Annotated in this window: 20 protein-coding genes; 18 read left to right on the top strand and 2 right to left on the bottom strand. The window is 52.4% G+C overall.

All coding sequences use genetic code 11. The annotated features are described in order from the left end of the window. Positions 1–8 precede the first annotated feature (8 nt). From V5J77_RS11010 to V5J77_RS11045, 8 genes are all read left to right on the top strand, one after another. Positions 9–380: a sensory rhodopsin transducer gene (locus tag V5J77_RS11010; RefSeq protein WP_338555807.1), complete on the top strand. Its 372-nt coding sequence runs from the start codon at positions 9–11 to the stop codon at positions 378–380. A gap of 32 nt (positions 381–412) precedes the next feature. After that, positions 413–1,633: an L-rhamnose isomerase gene (gene rhaI, locus V5J77_RS11015; protein WP_338555808.1), complete on the top strand. Its 1,221-nt coding sequence runs from the start codon at positions 413–415 to the stop codon at positions 1,631–1,633. Continuing rightward, complete coding sequence (locus V5J77_RS11020) at positions 1,630–3,096, top strand: rhamnulokinase family protein (RefSeq protein WP_338555809.1); 1,467 nt, start codon at positions 1,630–1,632, stop codon at positions 3,094–3,096. The genes rhaI and V5J77_RS11020 overlap by 4 nt, the downstream gene beginning before the upstream one ends. Positions 3,097–3,124: 28 nt before the next feature. After that, positions 3,125–3,883, top strand: coding sequence for a DeoR/GlpR family DNA-binding transcription regulator (locus V5J77_RS11025; protein ID WP_338555810.1), 759 nt, complete (start codon positions 3,125–3,127; stop codon positions 3,881–3,883). A 161-nt stretch (positions 3,884–4,044) separates the two neighbouring features. Beyond that, the gene (locus tag V5J77_RS11030; protein ID WP_338555811.1) at positions 4,045–4,773 is read left to right on the top strand and encodes a (Fe-S)-binding protein; all 729 of its coding nucleotides are present in this window, start codon (positions 4,045–4,047) and stop codon (positions 4,771–4,773) included. Beyond that, the gene (locus tag V5J77_RS11035) at positions 4,770–6,296 is read left to right on the top strand and encodes a LutB/LldF family L-lactate oxidation iron-sulfur protein (protein ID WP_338555812.1); all 1,527 of its coding nucleotides are present in this window, start codon (positions 4,770–4,772) and stop codon (positions 6,294–6,296) included. The genes V5J77_RS11030 and V5J77_RS11035 overlap by 4 nt, the downstream gene beginning before the upstream one ends. Beyond that, positions 6,289–7,017 (top strand): LUD domain-containing protein, encoded by a 729-nt coding sequence (locus V5J77_RS11040; RefSeq protein ID WP_338555813.1) that lies wholly within the window; start codon positions 6,289–6,291, stop codon positions 7,015–7,017. The genes V5J77_RS11035 and V5J77_RS11040 overlap by 8 nt, the downstream gene beginning before the upstream one ends. A gap of 39 nt (positions 7,018–7,056) precedes the next feature. Next, positions 7,057–7,773 (top strand): FadR/GntR family transcriptional regulator, encoded by a 717-nt coding sequence (locus tag V5J77_RS11045; protein ID WP_338555814.1) that lies wholly within the window; start codon positions 7,057–7,059, stop codon positions 7,771–7,773. A gap of 61 nt (positions 7,774–7,834) precedes the next feature. On the opposite strand, the gene V5J77_RS11050 is transcribed toward V5J77_RS11045, so the two are convergent. After that, positions 7,835–8,305, bottom strand: coding sequence for a GNAT family N-acetyltransferase (locus V5J77_RS11050; protein ID WP_338555815.1), 471 nt, complete (start codon positions 8,303–8,305; stop codon positions 7,835–7,837). A 250-nt stretch (positions 8,306–8,555) separates the two neighbouring features. Between V5J77_RS11050 and V5J77_RS11055 the strand changes: the two genes are divergently transcribed. Further along, the gene (locus V5J77_RS11055) at positions 8,556–9,536 is read left to right on the top strand and encodes a peptidoglycan-binding domain-containing protein (RefSeq protein ID WP_338555816.1); all 981 of its coding nucleotides are present in this window, start codon (positions 8,556–8,558) and stop codon (positions 9,534–9,536) included. Between the two features lie 109 nt (positions 9,537–9,645). Here V5J77_RS11055 and V5J77_RS11060 read toward each other — a convergent pair whose 3' ends face one another. Beyond that, positions 9,646–10,551, bottom strand: a complete 906-nt coding sequence (locus V5J77_RS11060; RefSeq protein WP_338555817.1) for a J domain-containing protein — start codon at positions 10,549–10,551, stop codon at positions 9,646–9,648. A gap of 340 nt (positions 10,552–10,891) precedes the next feature. Here V5J77_RS11060 and coaBC point away from each other — a divergent pair, with 340 nt between their 5' ends. The 9 genes from coaBC to rsgA all read left to right on the top strand — a co-directional run bounded on the left by coaBC (position 10,892) and on the right by rsgA (position 22,771). After that, complete coding sequence (gene coaBC / locus V5J77_RS11065; RefSeq protein WP_338555818.1) at positions 10,892–12,115, top strand: bifunctional phosphopantothenoylcysteine decarboxylase/phosphopantothenate--cysteine ligase CoaBC; 1,224 nt, start codon at positions 10,892–10,894, stop codon at positions 12,113–12,115. Further along, on the top strand, positions 12,112–14,607 hold the full coding sequence (gene priA / locus V5J77_RS11070; RefSeq protein ID WP_338555819.1) for a primosomal protein N': 2,496 nt from the start codon (positions 12,112–12,114) through the stop codon (positions 14,605–14,607). Before coaBC ends, priA begins: the two co-directional genes overlap by 4 nt. A gap of 27 nt (positions 14,608–14,634) precedes the next feature. Beyond that, entirely contained in the window at positions 14,635–15,120 is a 486-nt protein-coding gene (gene def / locus V5J77_RS11075) for a peptide deformylase (RefSeq protein WP_338555820.1), read from the top strand. Between the two features lie 4 nt (positions 15,121–15,124). Next, positions 15,125–16,102, top strand: coding sequence for a methionyl-tRNA formyltransferase (fmt, locus tag V5J77_RS11080; protein ID WP_338555821.1), 978 nt, complete (start codon positions 15,125–15,127; stop codon positions 16,100–16,102). Beyond that, positions 16,099–17,709: a 16S rRNA (cytosine(967)-C(5))-methyltransferase RsmB gene (rsmB, locus tag V5J77_RS11085; RefSeq protein WP_338555822.1), complete on the top strand. Its 1,611-nt coding sequence runs from the start codon at positions 16,099–16,101 to the stop codon at positions 17,707–17,709. Before fmt ends, rsmB begins: the two co-directional genes overlap by 4 nt. Positions 17,710–17,813: 104 nt before the next feature. Next, entirely contained in the window at positions 17,814–18,860 is a 1,047-nt protein-coding gene (rlmN, locus tag V5J77_RS11090) for a 23S rRNA (adenine(2503)-C(2))-methyltransferase RlmN (RefSeq protein WP_338555823.1), read from the top strand. 6 nt (positions 18,861–18,866) lie between these two features. Then, complete coding sequence (locus V5J77_RS11095; protein ID WP_338555824.1) at positions 18,867–19,649, top strand: Stp1/IreP family PP2C-type Ser/Thr phosphatase; 783 nt, start codon at positions 18,867–18,869, stop codon at positions 19,647–19,649. After that, entirely contained in the window at positions 19,636–21,843 is a 2,208-nt protein-coding gene (gene pknB / locus V5J77_RS11100; protein WP_338555825.1) for a Stk1 family PASTA domain-containing Ser/Thr kinase, read from the top strand. Before V5J77_RS11095 ends, pknB begins: the two co-directional genes overlap by 14 nt. Next, positions 21,824–22,771, top strand: a complete 948-nt coding sequence (gene rsgA, locus V5J77_RS11105; protein ID WP_338555826.1) for a ribosome small subunit-dependent GTPase A — start codon at positions 21,824–21,826, stop codon at positions 22,769–22,771. Before pknB ends, rsgA begins: the two co-directional genes overlap by 20 nt. The last annotated feature ends 2 nt before the right edge of the window (positions 22,772–22,773 follow it).

Consider the following 22,773-nt stretch of genomic DNA (forward strand, 5'->3'; position numbering starts at 1 on the left):
ATGCGGATATGTATAAAGCTCAGGGAGAAAAGCATTGGTTTATACCGGACGGTTACATTCCAGAAACGAGCTCCGGCTCGCTGCCTAGCCATGAGTCCATCTGTGTACTGAATACTTCGTCAGAAGAAGCATTGCTGCGTATTACGATCTTCTTCGAAGATCGTGATCCAATGACTGATATTCTTGTCGTGATTCCTGCCAGACGTACAAAGCATGTCCGCACCAGCTCTTTAGGCAAAAACGGAGTGCCGATTCCAATCGGCGTTCCGTATGCCATTGAGCTGCAAAGCGACATTCCGGTCATTGTACAATACAGCAGACTCGATTCCACGCAAGCGGAAAATGCCTTAATGTCAACGATGGGCTATCCCATTAAATAATATAATATTTTAAAGTGGAAGGGTGTTTGAATATGTCCGATCGCGCGTATCAGCTATTGGAAGAACAGCAGAAGGATAGAGGGATTAATCTGGATGCCGTCAAAGAGCAATTGAAAACGCTTAAAATTGAAACGCCTTCATGGGGCTACGGCGATTCAGGCACGCGCTTCAAGGTTTATCAGAAGGAAGGCGTTCCACGCACGCCATTCGAGAAAATCGAGGATGCGGCGCAGGTTCACCGTTATACCGGTCTTGCGCCATCGGTTGCGATTCATATTCCTTGGGATAAGGTTGATGATTACGGCAAGCTGAGAAGCCATGCCGAAAATCTGGGCCTTAAGATCGGCGCAGTTAATCCGAATTTGTTCCAGGAAGACGAATACATGCTCGGCAGCGTAACGAACGCGAATGAGAAAATTCGCCGCAAAGCAACCGATCATTTGCTGGAATGTGTGCAAATCGCCAAAGAAACAGGCTCGCGCGATATTAGCCTATGGTTTGCAGATGGCACCAACTATCCGGGCCAAGGCGATATTCGCAAGCGTAAAGCATGGATGCAGGAGTCGCTTGCTGAAATGTACCGTGCACTTGATCCTCATATGCGAATGCTGATTGAATATAAATGCTTTGAGCCTGCGTTCTACCATACTGATCTCGCAGATTGGGGCATGTCGTATAACTTGGCAATGAAGCTTGGACCTCAGGCGGAGGTGCTTGTGGATACGGGACATCATTTGCAGGGTGCGAACATTGAGCATATCGTTGCTTATTTGATTGATGAGAAGCGCCTTGGCGGCTTCCACTTTAACAGCCGTAAATATGCGGATGATGATCTCATCGTAGGAACGACGAATCCGTACGAGCTGTTCCTGATCTTCTATCAAATTTTGCTCGCTAGCCAAGATAATGATGAGGCAATTCGCAACAACGTTAGCAATATTGCTTATATGATTGACCAATCGCATAGCATTGAGCAAAAAATTCCAGCGATGCTGCGTTCCGTGTTGAATGTACAGACGCAATTCGCGAAAGCGCTGCTGATCAATCACGATGAAGTGGCAGACGCGCAAAACAGAGATGATGTGCTGGGTGCTGAAGATGCCGTTCGCAAAGCTTTCGAATTCGACGTAACGCCGCTGCTGCACGCGGTTCGTGAGGAGCAGGGCCTAGCGCTAGACCCAATGCGCGCGTATTTGGACAGCAGCTATGGCAAGGATATTCTAGCGAGAGGCAAGGGCGGTGCCAGCTGGTGACCATTCTTGCTTACGATTTAGGGGCGAGCAGCGGAAGGGCGCTGCTTGGCCGCCTCGTCAACAACAAGATCGAAGTGGAAGAAATACATCGGTTTTCGAATGATCCGTTGCAAGTGGGAGAGCGTCTGCATTGGGACGTTCTTCGCTTGTATTATGAGATTAAACAGGGCTTGGTCAAAGCGAAGCAATTAAATGTAGATCCGCAAAGTATTGGCATTGATACATGGGCGGTAGACTTCGGCCTGATTGGAAGCAACGGCGAGCTGCTCGGAAATCCTTATCATTATCGAGACCGTCATACAGATGGCTTGATGGAGAAGGTTTTTGAGATGATTCCGCAGGCGGAAATTTTCGAACGGACGGGCATTCAGTTTTTGAGCTTTAATACGATCTATCAGCTCGCTGCTTTGCAGCAAAATGGATCACCGCTGCTGCGTGAAGCCCAGCATTTTCTGATGATACCAGATTTGCTGAGGTATTATTTGACAGGCGATATGGTTAATGAGTTTTCCAATGCGACAACGACACAGCTGTATAATCCACTGACAGGGGATTGGGACAGTAAGCTAATTGAACGTCTTGGTTTAAATCGCAGCATGTTTGGGAAGATCGTTCAGCCAGGTACGGATGCTGGGCGTATTCGTTCTTCCGTGAGAGACGAGCTTGGCGTTGGAAGTATACCGGTAATCGCTGTAGCTGAGCATGATACGGGATCAGCGGTAGCGGCTGTGCCCGCTCTTCAGCGTCCATTCGCCTATTTGAGCTGTGGCACCTGGTCGCTGATGGGGACAGAGGTAGAGCGTCCAGTCATTAATGAGACAGCTTATCGCTTGAACTTTACGAATGAAGGCGGCGTTGACGGTACGTACCGCCTACTCAAAAACATCATGGGCCTCTGGATTGTGCAGGAGCTGAAGCGCGAATGGGATCAAGCGGGACGCGGCCAATCGTTTGCTGAGCTTGTAAAGCTGGCGGGGGAAGCGAAGCCTTTCACTGCTTTCATTGATCCTGATGCAGCGGTGTTTTTGCCTCCAGGCGGCATGGAGGCGCGTATTCGTGCCTATTGCGAGCAGACGGGGCAGCAGCTTGAGCACAGCCAGGGTGCAATTGTGCGTTGTGTATTGGAGAGCCTCGCGTTAAAATATCGTTATGCTCTGGAATTAACGGAGCAGCTTTCCGAGCAGCAGTTTAACGGTCTTCATATGGTAGGCGGCGGCATTCAGAATAAGCTGCTTTGCCAGTGGACGGCTAATGCAATTGGCAAGCCGGTATGGGCGGGCCCGGTTGAAGGCAGCGCAATCGGTAATATGATTGTGCAGTGGATTGCCCGCGGCGAGCTGGCTGATATTTGGGAAGCGCGCAAGGTGATTCGGGATTCCTTCGAGGTGGAGCATTATGAGCCTGCGGAGCAGCAAGCATGGCAGGACGCTTACGGCCGGTTTACACAGGTGACGGGGCTGTAATTTTTTTGGAAAGAAAGGAGGGCGGCTTATGCTGGTTGCGGAGCGTTATGAAAAAATCGTACAGCTGGTGAATGACAGAGGCAGTATAAGAGTGTCCGAGCTCAGCGAGCTATGCGGCGTAACGGAGGAGACGATACGGCGCGATTTGGATCGCTTGGAGCAGGCAGGCAAGCTGCGGCGTTCGCACGGCGGCGCGGTGAACGTGAAGGATCAGCAGCCGGAGACGCCCTTTACCGAGCGGGAAATTACCCACGCGGAGGAAAAACGGCAAATTGCACAGGAAGCGATTAAGCTTATTAAGCCGAAGGATCGCATTGTACTGGATGCGAGTACGACGGCTTGGTATATGGCTTCGCATTTGCCGGACATACCGCTCACGGTATTGACCAATTCCATTAAGGTCGCGCTGGAGCTGAGCACGAAGGAGAAGATTGAGGTCATCTCCACTGGCGGGCTGCTCGCTTCGCGCTCGCTGTCCTACGTTGGGCCGCTAGCGGAGCGTTCACTCGATGCGTATTACGTCGACAAGCTGTTTTTATCGTGCAAGGGCGTACATTTGGAGCGGGGAATTAGCGAGTCAAGCGAGCTGCAGGCGCGCATTAAGCTGAAAATGATCGGCATTGCCGAGCAGGTCGTACTGCTGGCTGATTCCAGCAAGTTCGGCGTACAAGCTTTTACACAGGTGGCAGAGCTAAGTGAAGTCCATTCCATTATTACGGATAAACGGATAGGGACGGACACCGTTGCCGAGCTGAAGGCAAGATCAATGGATTTGACCATCGTGTAATGCGGCGTTTTAGCAAGCGGGATTTGTCAGAGACGGCTGGGAAGGACTTGCAGAATTGTAATTATTTCCAGCTGCCTTGCAGTCCCGTTTGCTTTATCCAACTTGTCTGACAACCTGATATTATACATTTGTTATTTATCCGAGCAAAAGAGGTGCTAAAGGTGAAGGTATCCTTATTTATTACATGTCTAAGTGACGCGATGTATCCTAGAGTCGGAGAAGCGATGGTTCGATTGCTGGCAAAATACGGCGTACGGCTTGATTTTCCAACGGTTCAAACCTGCTGCGGACAGCCTGCCTTCAACAGCGGCTATTGGAAGGAGGCGCGAGAATCTGCGAGGACGATTTTGGATGCGTTTGAGGATAGTGACTTTGTCATTTCGCCTTCCGGCTCCTGTACAGGAATGATTCATCATTATCCGAAGCTGTTTGAAAATGACCCCGTTATGCTTGCGCGAGCCAATAAGCTTCAGCAGAAGTCCTATGAATTCACTCAGTTTCTCGTTCAGGTGCTTGGGGTGAAGGATGTTGGCGCGGTATTCCCGCACAAGGTAACCTATCATCCATCCTGTCACGGAAGCCGTCTGCTTGGCATCAAGGAGGAGCCGATGGAGCTAATGCGTCATGTCAAGGGGATGGAGCTTGTGCCGTTGCCGTTCGCTGAGGACTGCTGCGGGTTCGGGGGAACCTTCGCCGTCAAGATGGCTGACATTTCTGGCGCCATGGTGACAGAGAAGGCGGATCATGTGCTGGAGACGGAAGCAGAGGTATTAGTCGGTCTTGATCTCGCCTGCCTGATGAATATCGCTGGTAATTTGCGCTACCGCAACGAGCCGGTGAAGGTGATGCATTTGGCTGAGCTATTGTATGAAGGGGTGAAGCAGGCATGAGTGCACCAGCAGGAACGAAAGTGCCGCCGACGGTCAAAGGGCGGGCGGATTTGGCGTTGAACGATGAGTTTTTACGTAAGGCGGTAAAGTTTACGACGGAGCGACTTCGAAACGGCAAGCATGCAGCTACAGCCGAGCATGGCAATTGGGAGGATTGGCGCGAGCGAGGACGGCAAATTCGTCTGCATACGATCGCCCATCTGGATTACTATTTGAATTTGTTCGCTGACAATGCTCGGGCGAATGGCGTTCATGTGCATTTTGCTTCGACGGCGGCTGAAGCGGTCAAAGTATCGCTTGCCATCGCCAAGCAGGTAAAGGCAAAATCAATCGTAAAGTCCAAGTCGATGGTTACCGAAGAGCTGCATCTCAATCATGCGCTTGAAGAGCTCGGCATTGAAGCGATTGAAACCGATTTGGGCGAGTATATTATTCAGCTTGCCGGCGAGACGCCTTCGCATATTATTATTCCAGCTATACACAAAAATCGCTTTCAAATTGCTGAGCTGCTCTCTAAGGAAGCAGGAGAGACGCTTGAAGCGGATACGACGATACTCGCGGGCTTCGTCCGCAAAAAGCTGCGGGAAAAGTTTCTTGAAGCGGATATCGGCATGACGGGCTGCAATTTTGCGATTGCGGAAACCGGGTCGATGGTATTGTTTGAAAATGAAGGTAATGCGCGTATGGTGACGACGGTGCCGAAAACCCAAATTACGCTGATGGGCATGGAACGGATTATTCCTTCCTGGACGGATCTTGAAGTGATGGCGACGCTTCTGCCGCGGTCAGCGACCGGGCAGAAGCTGACGATGTATATGTCCGGCATTACCGGACCGCGCCGCAATGAGGATGCCGATGGACCAGATGAAATGCATATCATTATTGTAGATAATGGACGTTCAAATCAGCTTGGCGATCCTGAGTTTCAGGAGCTGCTCAATTGCATTCGCTGCGGCGCTTGCCTCAACGCTTGCCCAGTATACCGCCACATTGGCGGTCATGCCTATGGCGGAACGTACAGCGGACCGATTGGAGCGGTGCTGACGCCCGCGCTCCAAAAAAACGTCGGCGATTGGGATGATATTGCCAACGCTTCTAGCTTGTGCGGCGCCTGCTATGAAGCCTGTCCGGTCAAAATCCCGCTGCATGAAATGCTCATTTATTTGCGCAGGCGCAAGCAAGAGGGCGGGAAACGCGATTTGGCGGAAGCGGGCGGCATGAAAGGATTTTCAGCCATTATGGGCAATTCGGGTCGCTTCAAGGGGGTAGTCAAGCTGGGCAAGCTGGGACAGAAGCTTGTTTCACGCAACGGTGAAATTAGGCTTAAGCTTGGGCCGCTGAAGGGCTGGAACAGCTACCGTGTTACGCCAAGCCTGCCGAAGCAGTCGTTCCGCGATAAATGGGGCACGCTCGAAGAGGAGCTTCGCCATGGTCTGAATGAGCTAAGTCCAGATGCACGCAGCCGGATGGAGCAGCTCGTTCGCAGCAGAGAGCAAAATGGAGGAGGGCACGGACATGGCTGAGCAGACGCATGAGCAATGGCTGGAGGAGCTTGCGGCGGATTCCCGCCGCAAGCAGGAAGCTTTTATGAATGATATCGCAAATAAGCTTAGACGTCCGCGCGTACTGGAGAAGCCAGTGCATCCGTTCCGCGGTGCCCCGGACTTTTGGCAGGAGTATGAATGGACGCTGGAGGAGCGAATTGAACGCTTCACGGCGAATTTTCGAAATAATGGCGGTCATGTCAGTCATTTGTCCTCGATGGACGAGGCGAAGCAGTTTATTAAGGATAAGGCGGCGGAGCTTGGTGCGCGTTACATGATTCGGCAAAACCAGCCGGAGCTTGCCGGGATGAAGCTGGAGGAAGCACTTCCTGACGTGAGCTTAAGCGTATGGAATAGCGATGAAAATGAAAATTGGAAAGCGCGCGCGGCCGAAGCGGATTTTGGGGTTGTTGTGGCTGATTACGCGGCTGCCTATACGTCATCTATTGCGGTAATGTCTGGAAAGGACAAAGGGCGCTCTGTCAGCCTGCTCCCAACTGTTCTCATCGTCATTATTCCGCTGGAGCGGCTGAAGACGAAGCTGGGTGAGATTTTAATTCCGATGGATGAAGCGGGCCGTGAGAGCTTGCCAGCGGGCGTTCATTTTATTTCAGGGCCAAGCCGATCATCCGATATTGAAAACGACCTGACCATTGGTGTTCATGGTCCTGGCGTAGTCTATGCGCTGCTGGTCGGTTAGAATGTTGGGCTATTTTTCAGGTGAGCTTAGGAAGAGGAGGTGGGTAGCCTGCAAGTAACGAAGCTGACTAAGCGGAACCATTACGAGGAAATAACGGCGCAAATTAAGCGGATGATCGTAGATGGGGAGCTTAAGGTCGGAGACAAGCTGCCGTCCACGAAGGAAATGTCCGAGCGCTTTGGGGTAGGGAGGTCTACGACAAGGGAAGCGCTCAGTGCGCTTAAAGCGATGGGACTGATTGACATTCGCCAAGGTGGCGGCTGTACGGTCATCAGCACGCTGCCCGCGGAGTTTGAGCTGCCCGAGCTGCAATCGCTGCGTATGAATCGCAAAACGCTATTGGAGCTGCTGGAGGCGCGCCAATCTTTTGAGGTATCGAATGCCGCTATCGCTTCGTCTAAACGGACGGAGGAGGATCTGGCTGTATTGAAGGAGCTTGTCGTTCAAATGAAGGCAGCCGCAGGCAATGACCTGGAAGGGGAGCGCACCGACCTGCTATTCCATTTGACGCTCGTGAAGGCGACTCATAATACGATTTTGGTCCAGCTTTTTGAGACGGTCATGAATCAGGTAGAAACGGCTATTCGTGAAATTCGCAGGGTTGAGCTATATGCGAACCGCTCGGTGGCGGAGCAGCTGTACGAGGAGCATTTGGCTATCTATAAGGCGGTTGAAGCGCAGGATGCCGAAGCGGCAGCGCTGTCGATGAGACAGCATCTGCATCACGTGGAAAGCATTTTGATGAAATATGTTTAACCAGCAGCGGCAGTTCTGACGAGTAGTATCGTCCAGAGCTGCCGCTTTTTGCTTTTTATTTTTAAAGCGGCTTTTCCATATGCACACACGCCACATGCTCACCGGAAGACCGGAACCTTACTGAAATATCGAAAGGCTTATAGCCTAGCTTTTTGTAAAAAAGCAATCCTCTTGTATTTGTGTTATGGCATAAAAGGTTCAGCTTTGTTACGTTTAATTTTTCCTTGGCGATCATTTCCATCGTTTCGATCAAAAAGCTCGCTGCTCCTTTGCCGCGATAATCAGGGGAGACAATGACATTGCCTAGCCAGCATTCTTTATTGTCATCCTTATAAAAGTTAGCGTAGCAGACAACGTTCTCCCCGTATGTAATGACGGTCGGTTCCAGCCGATCAGGAAGGTTATTTAATATTTTCTCAGGCGTTAAAGGGAAGGCGGCCGATGGAAACATATAAAATAATTCATCTTCATTTTGTGGAAAAGAACAGATCGTCGGAAGATCGGGCGATTGCAAGGGTCGGTGCGTATACATATTAAATTCTCCATTTCAAAAATATTTAAATAGGCTTCAATTGTTATGTATGCTCTTTGTAAAAGGCCAGATGAAATGACATTTTTGATAAGCTTTTTAATTATATATGCTTTCGGACTGTCGGTTCAATGAAAAAGCAGTATCCTTTCATGACCGATTTTCGTAAATCGCGGAATGAATTTTAAAAGTTGGGAATAGTAAGGCTTGTGGCAAAACAAAATCAAAAATAAACAAGGACGGTGTCTACTGCATGAAATGGGACTGGAGCATTTCCTCTCGCAGGAATTTGGGAAAAACGATTGGGGCATTGCTTCTGGCTGTTGCCCTGATGATGAGCATGCCGAGCACAAGCATGGCTTTTGGAAAAGGTGATCATGGGCCGGATGTGTACGTCGTTCAAGGGATGCTAAAATCAATGGGTAGCTATGCTGGCCCAATTAACGGGAAATTCGACAGTTTAACGGTAAAGGGAGTTAAGTATTTTCAGAAAATGCATGGGCTTCCGGTTACTGGTGCAGTCGACAGCCGGACATTCCAGTCCATTACTTATGCATACAGCCAAGTAAAGTATCCTTCGGGTGCGAAGGCAAAGAGCCGAGCGAAAGGCAACTTCCGCATTAAGGGTCAAGGCGGAGGCCAAGGGATCGGCGGCGGAGCCGGTCAAGGCGGAGGCCAAGGAATCGGCGGCGGAGCCGGTCAAGGCGGAGGTAAAGGGATCGGCGGCGGAGCCGGTCAAGGCGGAGGTAAAGGAATTGGCGGAGGAGCCGGTCAAGGCGGAGGCCAAGGGATCGGCGGAGGAGCCGGTCAAGGCGGAGGCCAAGGAATTGGCGGAGGAGCCGGTCAAGGCGGAGGCCAAGGAAACGGCGGAGGAGCCGGTCAAGGCGGAGGCCAAGGAATTGGCGGAGGAGCCGGTCAAGGCGGAGGCCAAGGGATTGGCGGAGGAGCCGGTCAAGGCGGAGGCCAAGGAATTGGCGGAGGAGCCGGTCAAGGCGGAGGCCAAGGGATTGGCGGAGGAGCCGGTCAAGGCGGAGGTAAAGGGATCGGCGGCGGGGCCGGTCAAGGCGAGGAGCAAGGAAACGGCGGCGGACAAGCTCCTACTACGAAGCCGGCTCCAATTGTTACGCCAGCGCCAACTATTGCTCCAGCGCCGGCAACACCAGCGCCAACGACAGTTCCAGCGCCAGCAACGCCAGCGCCAACTGTAGCACCAAAACCAAAATCATATTACTAAAGAAAGTGGAATGAGCGTATCATCCCGATACAAAAAAACGAGCCATAGAAGTGATTCTATGGGCTCGTTTTTTGTATGATTATTTTTGCAAGCTGATCATGAAAGGCAACTATTTTGCTTTCAAAAACTTATCAATAAATTGAATCGCTTTATCTGTGTTCTCGCTATTTACACGGACGCCAACGATATAGTTTTTTGGCGTAATCACGGAAAGATTTTTCACCAGTGGGCTGTTGCTGATATCGATGCCGTATACATGCTCGACTGGTTCATCCTCCGTCGTTTTTTTGACGAGCTCACTCTCGGTAACCGAGGATTTCAGCACGCCGCTTACTGCATCATCAATGTTTTGAAGGACGCCCTGCGGACTGATCCAGTTGAAGGTGGCCGAGTCAAGAATATAAATATCCGGCTTCTCCGTTGCCAGAACAACCATCGCTTTTTGCTGGGAGGCCATATCGACTGCATCTTTAGCATCAAGCGGCACATAGGTCAAATTCACTTTAAACCGTTTCCACTCGGGGAACTTGTCCAGCAGCGATTGCTCGAGAACAGCCATGTCCTGCTTATTGTCCTCTGTAAAAAATTCGCCAAAATACATGACGGACAAATCCACCGGCGGCAGGCTGGCAAGGTAGCGCTGTTCCTCGCGATGGTCCATATAAGCGATAACGCCGTAGATAATAAGAGCAATCGCCACAATTCCACCGAAAACATGGAATTTATAGTAGCGCCAAAAATGGTCGGTTTTCTCGGCGGCAGACGCCATATTTTTAAACTTCCCATACTCTTTCTCATTGAACGCTTGCTTAAACTTCTGATCCTCTGCTTCAAGTATCCGTTTGTAAGCGGCAGTCACTTGGCTGAATTCCTCTTCCGCCGTCTCCCCATTGCTTGTAGTCTGCGTCCGTGAGCGGGATTGGCGAAGCAAGAGGCTATAGCGTTTCTCAACCTCTTCTTTTGAAGCGTTTTCGGGAAGGCCCAGCTTCGCGTAGGCTTGTTTTACATCTTCCATGGGGTCACCTCGACTATTATTTAAAAATATCTGTATAAATCCTACCCTCTAGTATACGGATTTAAGCGGACAAATGCCAATTTTCGCGCTTGTCCGCAGACGGGAGAGCGAATGCTAGCCGAAAAGGCGCGGGCATTGAACAGACTGCGAATTCAGTGATCATATGGTATGATAGGAAAAAGCTAGCTTCAAAACTAGCGTCTTGGGTGCGGCCAAACGCCGTCATGCTTGAAGGAAATAAGCTGCTGCCTTGCGCTTGGAAGCAAATGTCCAAGGAATGGGCTTGCACAAATCAGTCAATACCATAGATTAAGAGCATTGTTGTAATGGGGGATGGGCCATGCTTACAAATAAAACAATCATACTAGGAATCACGGGTGGTATCGCAGCCTATAAAGCGGCTACGCTTTGCAGCCGGCTGGTGCAGGCAGGAGCTAAGGTGCACGTTATTATGACCGAATCAGCAGCTCGTTTCATTACGCCGCTGACGCTCCAGACGCTTTCGCGCAACCCGGTGCATATCGACACCTTTGACGAGAGGGACCCGGCGGTCGTATCCCATATTCATTTGGCCGATCATGCCGATCTTATTGTTGTTGCTCCAGCCACTGCCAATGTAATTGGCAAAATGGCAAATGGGCTTGCCGATGATATGCTCAGCACGACCCTTCTGGCGGCAACGAGCCCCGTGCTTGTCGCTCCAGCTATGAACGTGCATATGTATGAGCATCCGGCGGTGGCGCAAAATTTACAGACATTAGCAGATCGCGGCGTCATGTTCGTCGACCCGGGCGAGGGGCAGCTTGCCTGTGGTTATGTGGCGAAAGGGAGGCTGGCCGAGCCGGAGGAAATTGTCCATGCGGTGGAAGAGTGGTTCAGTCGCAGCCGCAAGCTTGCTGGCAAGCATGTTCTTGTTACTGCAGGCGGAACGGTGGAGCGGCTTGATCCCGTGCGGTATTTGACCAATGATTCCTCGGGCAAAATGGGCTTTGCCATAGCGGAGGCTGCGCTGCTGATGGGCGCGGAGGTGACCGTTGTCGCTGGACGGACGACTGTAGAGCCGCCTGGGGGGGCAAAGCTGGTGCGCGTTGAATCCGCTCAGCAAATGCTGGATGCGGTCACCGCGCATTTTGAAACGGCTGACATTGTTGTTAAAGCGGCGGCTGTTGCCGATTATCGCCCAGCCCAGCAGCAGGAGCAGAAGCTGAAAAAGACGGGCGAGAAGCTCACGCTTGAGCTTGCGCGCACGACGGATATTTTGCAGCTGCTTGGCGAGCGCAAGACGCATCAATTGCTCGTTGGTTTCGCTGCCGAAACCCAGCAGATCGCGCACTATGCGATGGATAAGCTGGCGCGCAAACACTGCGATCTCATCGTAGCCAATGATGTGAGCGCGGAAGGGGCAGGCTTCAACGGCGATACGAATGTTGTACAGCTATTTGGCAAGGAAGGGCTGATAGAGGCGCTTCCTTTATTGACCAAGCGCGAGACGGCAAAGCGAATTTTGGAAGTCGCGGTGCAGCGGCTTTCACAGCTCCCTATCAAAAGGAGCCTTGGCGAATGATTGCCAGAGTGATAGTGGACGTGCCGAGCCGTCAGACGGATCGGCCATTCGATTATGAGGTGCCTGCGGAAATGTCCAGCTGGATTGGTGTTGGAAGCCGGGTTGGCGTACCCTTCGGCGGCCGCGTGCTGCAAGGCTTCGTTGTGGAGCTGGCGGAAGAGGCGGAAGTGGACAGTCGGCGCCTAAAGGCGGTTGCCGAGCTGCTTGATCCGCTGCCGCCGCTGCTTCCCGACTTGATTGGGCTAGCTAAATGGATGAGCGACAAATATTGCTGCTCCTGGACAGCTGCGCTGCAAGCGATGATTCCCGCTGCGCTTAAAGGCAAGGCCGAGCGTTATGTGTCGTTGAACGATTCGCTCGGTGAGGAGCTGGAGCAGCTGGCAAGGCGCTTGCCGCAGGAGCTGCTGGATATGGTTTCGAGGCAGCGGCAGACGAAGCTTGAAGCACTGAAGGAGCGGTTTCCGCAATACGCGCCGGATATTAAGACGGCGCTTGAAGAAGGCGTACTGCTTGAGCAGACAGCGATTCGTGACCGTCTGGCCATTCGCAAGGTGCTGACGGTGTTTCCGCCAGCGGATAAGGCAGCGGCGGTGAAGGCGCTGGCTTTGTGGCCGGCAAAGGCGGGCAAGCAGCGGGACTTGCTTGCCTTCATGCTGGAGCGGGATGAGCCAATTGCGCTGCAAGCGCTGCTCGCGGAAGCGGGCGGATCGCCAGCAAGCGTGCGAGCGGTCGCAGACAAAGGCTTGCTGGAGCTGAGGGAAGTTGAGCAGCAGCGCGACCCTTATGCAAGCCGCGAGTTTGAGCGGACGGTTCCGCTGCCGCTCACCGAGGGGCAGCAAAGCGTATACACCCGCATAGCTGATGCGGTTACGCGCGGCGAGCCGCAGGTGCTGCTGCTGCATGGCGTAACGGGCAGCGGCAAAACCGAGGTCTATTTGCAGGCGATTCAGCATTGTCTAAAGCAAGGAAAGCAGGCGATTGTGCTTGTCCCGGAAATTGCGCTTACCCCGCAAATGGTCGAGCGGTTTAAAGGGCGCTTCGGCGATGCGGTAGCGGTGCTGCACAGCCGCTTGTCTAATGGGGAGCGCTATGATGAATGGCGCAAAATTAGAAGCCGCAAAGTACAGGTAGCCATCGGCGCTCGGTCGGCGATTTTTGCCCCTTTTGAACGCATCGGACTCGTCATTATTGATGAGGAGCATGAATCCTCCTACAAGCAGGAGGAAAGCCCGAAATACCATGCCAGAGATGTATCTGTACAGCGCGCAAGGCAGCATGGCGCGGCTGTCGTACTAGGCTCAGCGACGCCATCGCTTGAATCATATGCGGCGGCGAGCAGGCGACCGGCAGAAGGGCGCGAATCGTCGCTGCTGCCGATGCCAGACCGCGTAGGGGGCAGGCCGCTGCCGCCCGTGACGGTTATTGATATGCGCGCGGAGCTTGCGGCCGGCAATCGCTCGATGTTCAGCCGCAAGCTGCATGAAGGGCTCGTGCAGCGGCTGGAGCGCGGCGAGCAGACGGTGCTGCTGCTTAATCGACGCGGCTATTCTACCTTCGTCATGTGCCGCTCCTGCGGCTACACGGCGCTTTGTCCGCACTGCGATATTTCGCTGACGCATCATCAGAAGTCGCGGCTGCTGCGCTGCCATTATTGCGGACATGCGGAGCCAGCGCCGCAAACCTGTCCGTCCTGCGAAAGCGAGCATATCCGCTTTTTTGGTACGGGGACCCAGCGTGTAGAAGAGGAGCTTGCGAAGCTGTTTCCCGGCATTCGGGTCATTCGAATGGATGTGGACACGACGACGGAGAAAAACGCGCATGAGAAGCTGCTGAAGCGCTTCGGCGACCGTGAGGCGGATGTGCTGCTGGGCACGCAGATGGTAGCGAAGGGGCTTGATTTTCCATACGTTACGCTAGTTGGCGTTATTGCAGCGGATACGTCGCTTAATTTGCCGGATTTTCGCTCAGCGGAACGGACGTTTCAGCTGCTTACGCAGGTGGCAGGCCGTGCTGGCCGCCATCAGCTGCCAGGGGAGGTCGTTGTTCAGACGTATGCACCCGAGCATTATGCGATTACAACCGCGCAAAAGCATGACTACATCCGGTTTGTCGAAGAGGAGCTCAAGCATCGCGGCGTTATGGGCTATCCGCCTTATTGCCGATTGGTGCTGGTCACGATGTCGCATGAGCAGCTTGCGCTGCTGTCCTCAGTGTCAGAGCAGTTTGTGGAGCGGCTGCGCGAGCTGGCGGCCGATGAAGGCGTATTAGGGCCGCTTGGAGCGGGTTTGCCGCGTGCGCTAGAGGTGCTTGGTCCAGTCGCATCACCCATATCGAGAATGAAAGATCGCTACCGTTTTCAATGTGTGATAAAATATCGGGGGAACATTGATGTGCCTGCGCTTCTGCGCGGTGCGCTTGCGCCATTCATTGCAGGCTCCCCTCAGAAGCTTGTGCAGTTTAGCATTGATGTAGATCCGCAAGTCATATTATAGATTTCGTTGTAAAGGAAGGGAACGGCAATGGCCATTCGTATTATTGTAAAAGATCCTGATCCCGTTTTGAGGGAGCCAGCTATGGAAGTTACTAAATTTAATTCCAACTTGAAACGGCTGCTTAAAGATATGGCGGAAACGATGTACGACGCTGATGGCGTCGGTCTAGCGGCTCCGCAGGTCGGCATTTCCAAGCGTGTTATCGTGGTGGATATTGGAGATGAAAATGGACTGATCGAAATGGTCAACCCGGTCATCGTGGAAGAAGAAGGAGAGCAGCTTGGACCTGAGGGCTGCCTGAGTATTCCGAATCTAAACGGAGATGTGATGCGTTCAGACCGCATCGTCGTAAAAGGTCAAAATTCCGATGGCGAGACGTTTACGGTTGAAGCGCAGGGCTTCCTTTCGCGGGCGTTCCAGCACGAGGTTGATCATTTGAACGGCATTTTGTTCACGGATCTCGCCGAGAGCGTGTACGATATTTCCGAAAGACAGAAAAAAGGCGGCGAATAAGGCCATGCGTATTGTATTTATGGGGACGCCGGAGTTCGCCGTCCCTTCTTTGCAGTTGTTAATTAATAACGGCTATGAGGTCGTGGCGGTTGTCACGCAGCCGGATCGTCCAAAGGGGCGTAAGCGGACGCTTACGCCTCCGCCTGTGAAAGAAGCGGCGCTGGCTTTAGGCTTGCCGGTTTTGCAGCCTGAGCGCATGCGCAGCAGCGAAGCGGTAGAGGCGCTGGCGCAGTATCGCCCTGATTTAATTGTGACCGCAGCTTATGGGCAAATATTGCCGAAGGCTGTACTGGAGCTGCCGCGTCTAGGCTGTATCAACGTTCATGGCTCGCTGCTGCCTCGCTATCGCGGGGGGGCGCCGATTCAACGTGCGATCATCAATGGCGAGACGGTAACAGGCGTAACGATTATGTATATGGCTGAAGGACTGGACACAGGCGACATGATCAGCAAGGTGGAGGTCGCCATTACGGATGAGGATACATCGGGCTCGCTGTTTGAGAAGCTGAGCGCCGCTGGAGCGGAGCTGCTGGAGCAGACGCTCCCAGCCATTATTTCAGGCGCTGCGGCAAGGGTGGAGCAGCAGCATGAGCTGGCAACTTACGCGCCGAATTTGTCGCGTGAGGATGAACGGATTGATTGGGCGAAATCTGCCCGCCAAATCTATAATCAAGTGCGCGGCCTGTCGCCGATGGCCGGTGCGTTCACCTATTTGAACGGCGAGCTGTTCAAGGTATGGGCTTGCGCCAAGCCAGCAGAACCGTCCAGCACGGATCGTGCTGCCGCAGCTTTGCCGGGAACGGTGCGCGAAGCAAGTGGAGCGGGCATCGCCGTACAGACAGGTGCTGGCGTAATCGTGCTTACGCAAATTCAGCCAGCAGGCAAAAAAGCGATGTCAGCGGCTGATTGGCTGAAAGGCTCACGACTGGCTGAAGGCACTGTCTTCGGCGAAGCAAACGAGATAAGCGGTGAAGACCAATGAGTGAGCAAAAGCAAGTTAAGCCTGCGCAGCCAGCAGTAAAGTCTGAACGGTCACAGCAGAAAAATGCATCGGCGCCTTCATCGAAGGCTTTCGCGCAAGGACGTCGTCCGCAGGCTGGCGGCCAATCAGGCCCTAAATCACGCTCTGCTGGAGCTGCTGGAGGACAAGCCGCTGGCGGAAGCAAGCGAGCAGCGGGTGCGGGGCAGTCGGGAGCGCGCCAGGGCGGTTCCACGCGTGCGCCGCGCACGCCAAGGGAGCTGGCGCTGGATATTTTGGTAAGCGTTGCTGGGGCCGGTGCCTACAGCAATCTCAAGCTCAACCAGTCGCTTCAGGATGCTAATCTTTCTCGTGCGGATGCTGGTCTCGCTACAGAGCTGGTATACGGGACGATTCAGCATCAGCGCATACTCGATTATTGGCTTGCGAGATTCGTGGCGAAGGGCTTTAATAAGCTGCAGCCGTGGGTGCATCAACTGCTGCGTATGAGTGCTTACCAGCTGCTGTATTTGGATCGGATTCCGGTTCATGCCGCAGTTAACGAAGCGGTTTCCATTGCGAAGAAGCGGGGCCATCAAGGCATTTCCGGCATGGTCAATGGGGTGCTGCGCAGTATGGATCGCAGCCGCGCAGAGCTTGTGCCATCTGCTATTAAAGCAGGTTCAACGGCGGAAAAGCTCGCGATTTTGCATTCCTATCCCGACTGGCTCGTTAAGCGCTGGCTGCTTGCTTACGGCGAGCAAACGACGGAAGCTATTTGTGCGGCTGGCAATGATTCCCCGCATGGAAGCGTACGGGTCAATGCTGTCCGCGGAACAAGGGCTGAAGCGCTTGAGCAGCTTGCCGAGCTTGGGCTTGATGCTGAAGCATCGCCGCTTGCTTCTGCAGGCATTACAACCCGCCGCGGCGGCAGCTTGGTGGATACGGATGGCTTCCGCGAGGGGCTATGGACGATGCAGGATGAAAGCTCTATGCTCGTAGCCGAGGTCGTTGCACCAGCAGCCGGCATGCAGGTGCTGGATTGCTGCGCTGCTCCGGGCGGCAAAACGACGCATCTGGCTGAGCTTATGGGCAATAAAGGTAAAGTGTGGGCTAATGATTTGCACCCGCATAAGCGTCAGCTTATTATTGATCAGTCTTCACGGCTCGGTTTGACGAACGTGGAAGCCATAACAAGCGATGCCGCGCAGCTGTCCGAGCGATTTGCCAGCGGTTCGATGGATGCTGTGCTGCTGGATGCGCCTTGCTCAGGCTTTGGCGTCATTCGGCGCAAGCCTGAGATCAAATGGACGAAGACGGCTGCTGATGTAGCCGCTATAGCGGACATTCAGCGCGAGCTGCTTGAAGCGGTGAGCGGTCTCGTTAAGCCGGGCGGTGTGCTCGTCTACAGCACATGCACCATTGAACGATCCGAAAATGAGGAGCAGGTGGAGCATTTTCTACAGGCGCATCCTGAATTTGAGCTTGACGGCAATTGGCCGGAATCGGTTATCCATGCTTTGCAGGAGGCAGGGGCGATTGACGAGGGGTTTAAAGGCTATGCGCAGCTTCTGCCGCAGCACTATGGCAGCGACGGTTTCTTCATTGCTCGCATGCTGAGGCGCGCCTAATCGTTGCTTGTGGTTCATGATGGACGTTTGTGGTAAAATAAATCATCAGCGGCGCAGGTAGAGAGCTTTTGCCGCGCTATTATACAGTCAGGTGTGATAAATTAATGAAACCTTTTATTTACGACTATACGCTCGAACAGCTGCAAGATTGGATGAAGGAGAATGGCGAGCCGGCATTTCGCGCAGGCCAGCTGTACGATTGGCTGTACGTTAAGCGTGTTACCAGCTTTGAAGAGATGAGCAACTTGTCCAAGTCGCTCAGAACGAAGCTGTTTGACCAATTTCAATTTGTGACGCTTACTGAAATAACGAAGTTCGAGTCCAAGGACGGCACCGTCAAGTTTTTGTTTGGACTGCATGACAATCATGCAATCGAAACCGTCATTATGCGCCATAATTATGGCAACAGCATTTGCGTGACCACGCAGGTGGGCTGCCGGATCGGGTGTACCTTCTGTGCATCGACGCTGGGCGGCTTGAAGCGGAATTTGACCGCAGGTGAAATTATTGCTCAAGTCGTAGTAGCACAGCAAATGCTGGACGTTACGAATGAGCGCGTATCAAGCATCGTTATTATGGGCTCTGGAGAGCCGTTCGAGAACTATGACGCGACGATGATGTTTTTGCGCACGATGATTCACGAGAAAGGTCTGAACATCGGCCAGCGCCACATTACGGTTTCGACCAGTGGAATTGTGCCAAGCATGTACAAGTTTGCCGATGAGAATACGCAGATCAATCTGGCGCTTTCCATTCATGCGCCGAATGATGCGCTGCGCTCTAAGCTAATGCCGGTTAACCGCCGCTTCCCATTCGAGGAAGTAATGGAGGCTTGCCGCTATTATTTAGCGAAGACAGGCCGCCGTATTACATTTGAGTATGCGTTGATCGGCGGGGTTAATGACCGTCCCGAGCACGCGCAGGAGCTGGCGGATGTGCTCCAAGGACTGCTGTGCCATGTCAATTTGATTCCGGTCAACCATGTGCCGGAGCGAAATTATGTGCGTACGCCACGGGAGGATATATTTGAGTTCCAGCGTATACTGGAGAAAAACAAAATAAATGCAACGATTCGCAGGGAGCAAGGGCATGACATTGCCGCCGCTTGCGGTCAGCTTCGTGCGAAGCACATGGAGTCTACGACGAGGTGATAACGGTTGATTACGGCAAACCTGAGCGATATCGGAAAAGTTCGTCAAGTCAATGAAGATCATTCATGGGTAGGACAGCTAGATAATGGCATCACGTTTGCTATAGTCGCTGACGGGATGGGCGGCCATCAGGCGGGCGATGTAGCGAGCCGGCTGGCAGTGAATACATTCCGTGAAATGCTGGAGCCCATTGCGGCGAGAGCTGACTTTTCCATTGAGGAAGGCAAGGCATTTTTGCGCAAAGCCATTGTAGATGCGAATGATGTCGTTTATGACATGGCATCGCGCAATGAGCAATATTATAATATGGGAACTACGATAGTTGCTGCCATGTTTCAAGGGCGGGAAGCCGTCATCGGGCATATTGGCGACAGTCGCGCTTATGTCATGTCCAAAAGCTGCATCGTGCAGTTGACGGAGGATCATACGCTTGTCAATGAGCTGCTGAAATCAGGGCAGATCAGCGAGAAGGAGGCGGCTGTCCATCCACGGCGGAATGTGCTTACCCGGGCGGTTGGCACTGATGCGTCTGTTGAGGTTGATATACAGACGATTTCCTACTCGGCCGATGATTACATTCTGCTTTGCAGCGATGGGCTGACGAACATGGTCAGCGATGATCAAATTATGTATACCGTAACGAAGGGTGGAGCGAGCCTGAAAGATAAAGCGGAGCATCTCATCCATTTGGCGCTGCGCGCTGGCGGGGACGATAATGTGACCGTCGTGCTGCTGCAAGTAAATACCAGCGCAGATCGAGAGGAGTGTGCAACTGATGATAGGGCATAATTTAGGCGGTCGCTATGAAATTCTGACTCGCATCGGCGGAGGCGGCATGGCGCTTGTCTATAAAGCCCATGACGTCCTGTTGAACCGCAATGTAGCGGTTAAAGTGCTGCGCCAGCAGTTTGTGCATGATGAAGAGTTTATTCGCAGATTTCGCCGTGAGGCGCAATCGGCAGCTGCGTTATCCCATCCCAATGTCGTTAGCATCTATGATGTAGGACAAGAGGAAGATACGCATTATATCGTTATGGAGTATATCGAAGGCAGCAATCTTAATGAGATTATCGTGGAGCGTGCCCCGCTGCAGGCGGATGAATCGGTTCGCATTGCCATTCAAATTTGCGATGCGCTTGGTCATGCCCATCAGAATCATATTATTCATCGCGATATTAAACCACATAATATTTTGATCGGTAAAAACGGCAGGGTCAAGGTAACTGATTTCGGTATTGCCCGTGCGGTTACTTCTTCTACCATTACCCAGACAGGCTCGGTGCTGGGCTCTGTTCATTATTTTTCTCCTGAGCATGCGAAAGGGGTAAGTACAGGCGAGAAATCCGACCTTTATTCGCTAGGCATTGTACTCTATCAGATGCTTACCGGCAATTTGCCTTTTTTGGGAGAAAGCCCGATTAGCGTCGCTTTGAAGCATTTGCAGGAAACGTTTGAGGAGCCGCGCGCCCTAAACCCTCATATACCGCAAAGTGTGGAAAATGTTATTTTACGGGCGATGCGCAAAAATCCGGGGGAACGTTACCATTCGGCTCAGGAAATGCTGAACGATTTGGAAACGTGCCTGTCGCCAAATCGGAGGAATGAGGAGAAGGTTTCATTTGCGCATGTGAATGATCTGGATGAGACACGCGTTATGCCAGCCATTCGCGGCAGTGATCTCCGTCCCATTCGCCAGAGCGAGTCAAGCTATGAGAAGGCGGAGGTTTCTTCGGATCAGGCGAGCCGGCAAGGAGAGAGAGAAGTACTGAATAAGAAAGCAAAAGGCTGGAAGCGACCGACGATAATTGTGGCAAGCACGCTGGTTGTTCTGGCATTCATAATATGGGGTTTCGTAACTTTGCTTGATCGGCTGGATGTAGAGGAAGTGAATGTGCCGTACGTTGTCGGTCTCGACTTGGAGCAGGCGACGGCAAAGCTTGAAGAGTTTGGGCTGAAGGTGCAGGAGCCGACGATACGGGAATTCCGCGATGATATACCGTTTAATCAGGTATTTGAGCAGACGAAGAAAAATATGCGTGTCAAGCAGGGCTCGTTTATACAGCTATCTGTAAGTGATGGACCGATGCTAAAGCAGCTTGGCGATTACCGGGGCAAGACGCTGCAGGCGGTTAAGGATGAGCTTTCTGCGCTTGGCATTAATCCGGATACGCAAATTGATGTTGAAGAAGTATTCAGCGAGCAGGAAGTGGATACGGTCGTTACACAACAGCCGGAGCCGGGAACCGATTTTGATCCGAATACGGTGAAATTCCAGTTTATGGTCAGCAAAGGCATGGAAACGATTAAAATGCCGAATTTGATTGGCAAAACAGTAGCTGAGGCTAAGGATATAGTGAAAGCGAATGGGCTAACGCTTTCCGATGATGATATTTTGTATGAGCCAAGCTATGTACAGGCTAAGGGTCTTGTGCTGAATCAAGCCCAATACAAGCCGAATGACCCTGTTCCGAAAGGCGCCAGCATTTCCATTAGAGTCAGCTCAGGTCCTTCTGCGGAAGCGAAGGAGCATCAGTTCAATGTTGTCATTTCGCCAGCGAAGGCTGGGAAAACGAGCGAAATTCGCATCGTTTACACCGACGCTAGAGGGCAGAATATTGAATGGGGCAGAAACCAAATTCAAGATACCCAGACATTCCCCGTAACCGTCGTCTTGGCACCGAACACCGAGGCCATGATTACGATTTATAGGGATAGTCAGTTTGTTGATACGAAATCCGTCACTTATGATCAACTGGCGCAAAGCAGCAGTTCATCTACTGTCACGGTGCCTGGGGAGGATGAGCAGGTGACAGCGCCTGCTACAGAAGAGCCGGCTGTATCGGAATCGCCGACTCCTGAACCGACATTGGAGCCGGATCAATCGGAGGTTGACCACAGCGATGACCAAGGAAGCGAGCAGGGAGAAGCAAAAGGAAAAGGAAAAGATAAGGAAAGAGTTGCAAGTGAAGAGCAACAGCCGTAATCAAGCCTCTCTTGAGCTTCAAGGACGCATTGTGAAGGCGCTAAGTGGCTATTATTATGTACTGCCGAATGAGTCTGAATCGCAGGATGCAACGGTACAATGCCGCGGGCGCGGCGTTTTGAAAAATAAAGGAATTACTCCCTTAGTCGGCGACGAGGTTGTATATAGTCTTACAGATAATGGCGAGGGCACGGTGGAGCGGGTTTTGCCGCGCTCCTCCGAGCTCATTCGCCCGCCGGTAGCCAATATTGATGTAGCGATGCTGGTTTTTTCCGTAACGGAGCCAACGCTCAATTTGACGCTGCTGGATAAGTTTCTTGTGCATATCGAGCATGCGGAGATCGAAGCGGTGCTGTGCCTTAGCAAGCAGGATTTGGAGCATGATGGCGAGGAGACAGAAGCCGCTGCTGAGGCCGCAGCTTCTGTCAATCGTATTTACTCTGCTATTGGCTACGAGATTTATGGGACAAGCTCCCGACAGGGGAAAGGCATCGAGGAGCTTCAGCAGCGGCTGCAAGGGCATTTGGCTGTTTTTGCTGGTCAATCGGGCGTAGGTAAATCTTCGCTTCTTAATGCGATTGTGCCTGGATTGAAGCTTGAGACGAATGCGATCAGCAATCGTCTTGGACGGGGCAAGCACACGACGAGACATGTGGAGCTGATTGATATTGGCGGAGGAGGTTATGTCGCCGATACACCTGGCTTTAGCCAGCTCGATTTCACAGAGCTTGGCATTGAAGATTTAGGCTACTGTTTTCGAGAAATCCGGGCATTGTCTCCGGACTGCAAATTCCGTGGCTGCACGCATGTCCAGGAGCCGGGCTGCGCGGTTCTTTCTGCTTTGGAAGAAGGCAAAATAGCGCCAAGCCGTTATGAAAATTACTTGCAGTTTTTAAATGAAATGAAAGATAAAAAACGGAGGTACTAACC

The organism is Paenibacillus sp. KS-LC4, assembly GCF_036894955.1.
Classification (GTDB): Bacteria; Bacillota; Bacilli; order Paenibacillales; family Paenibacillaceae; genus Pristimantibacillus.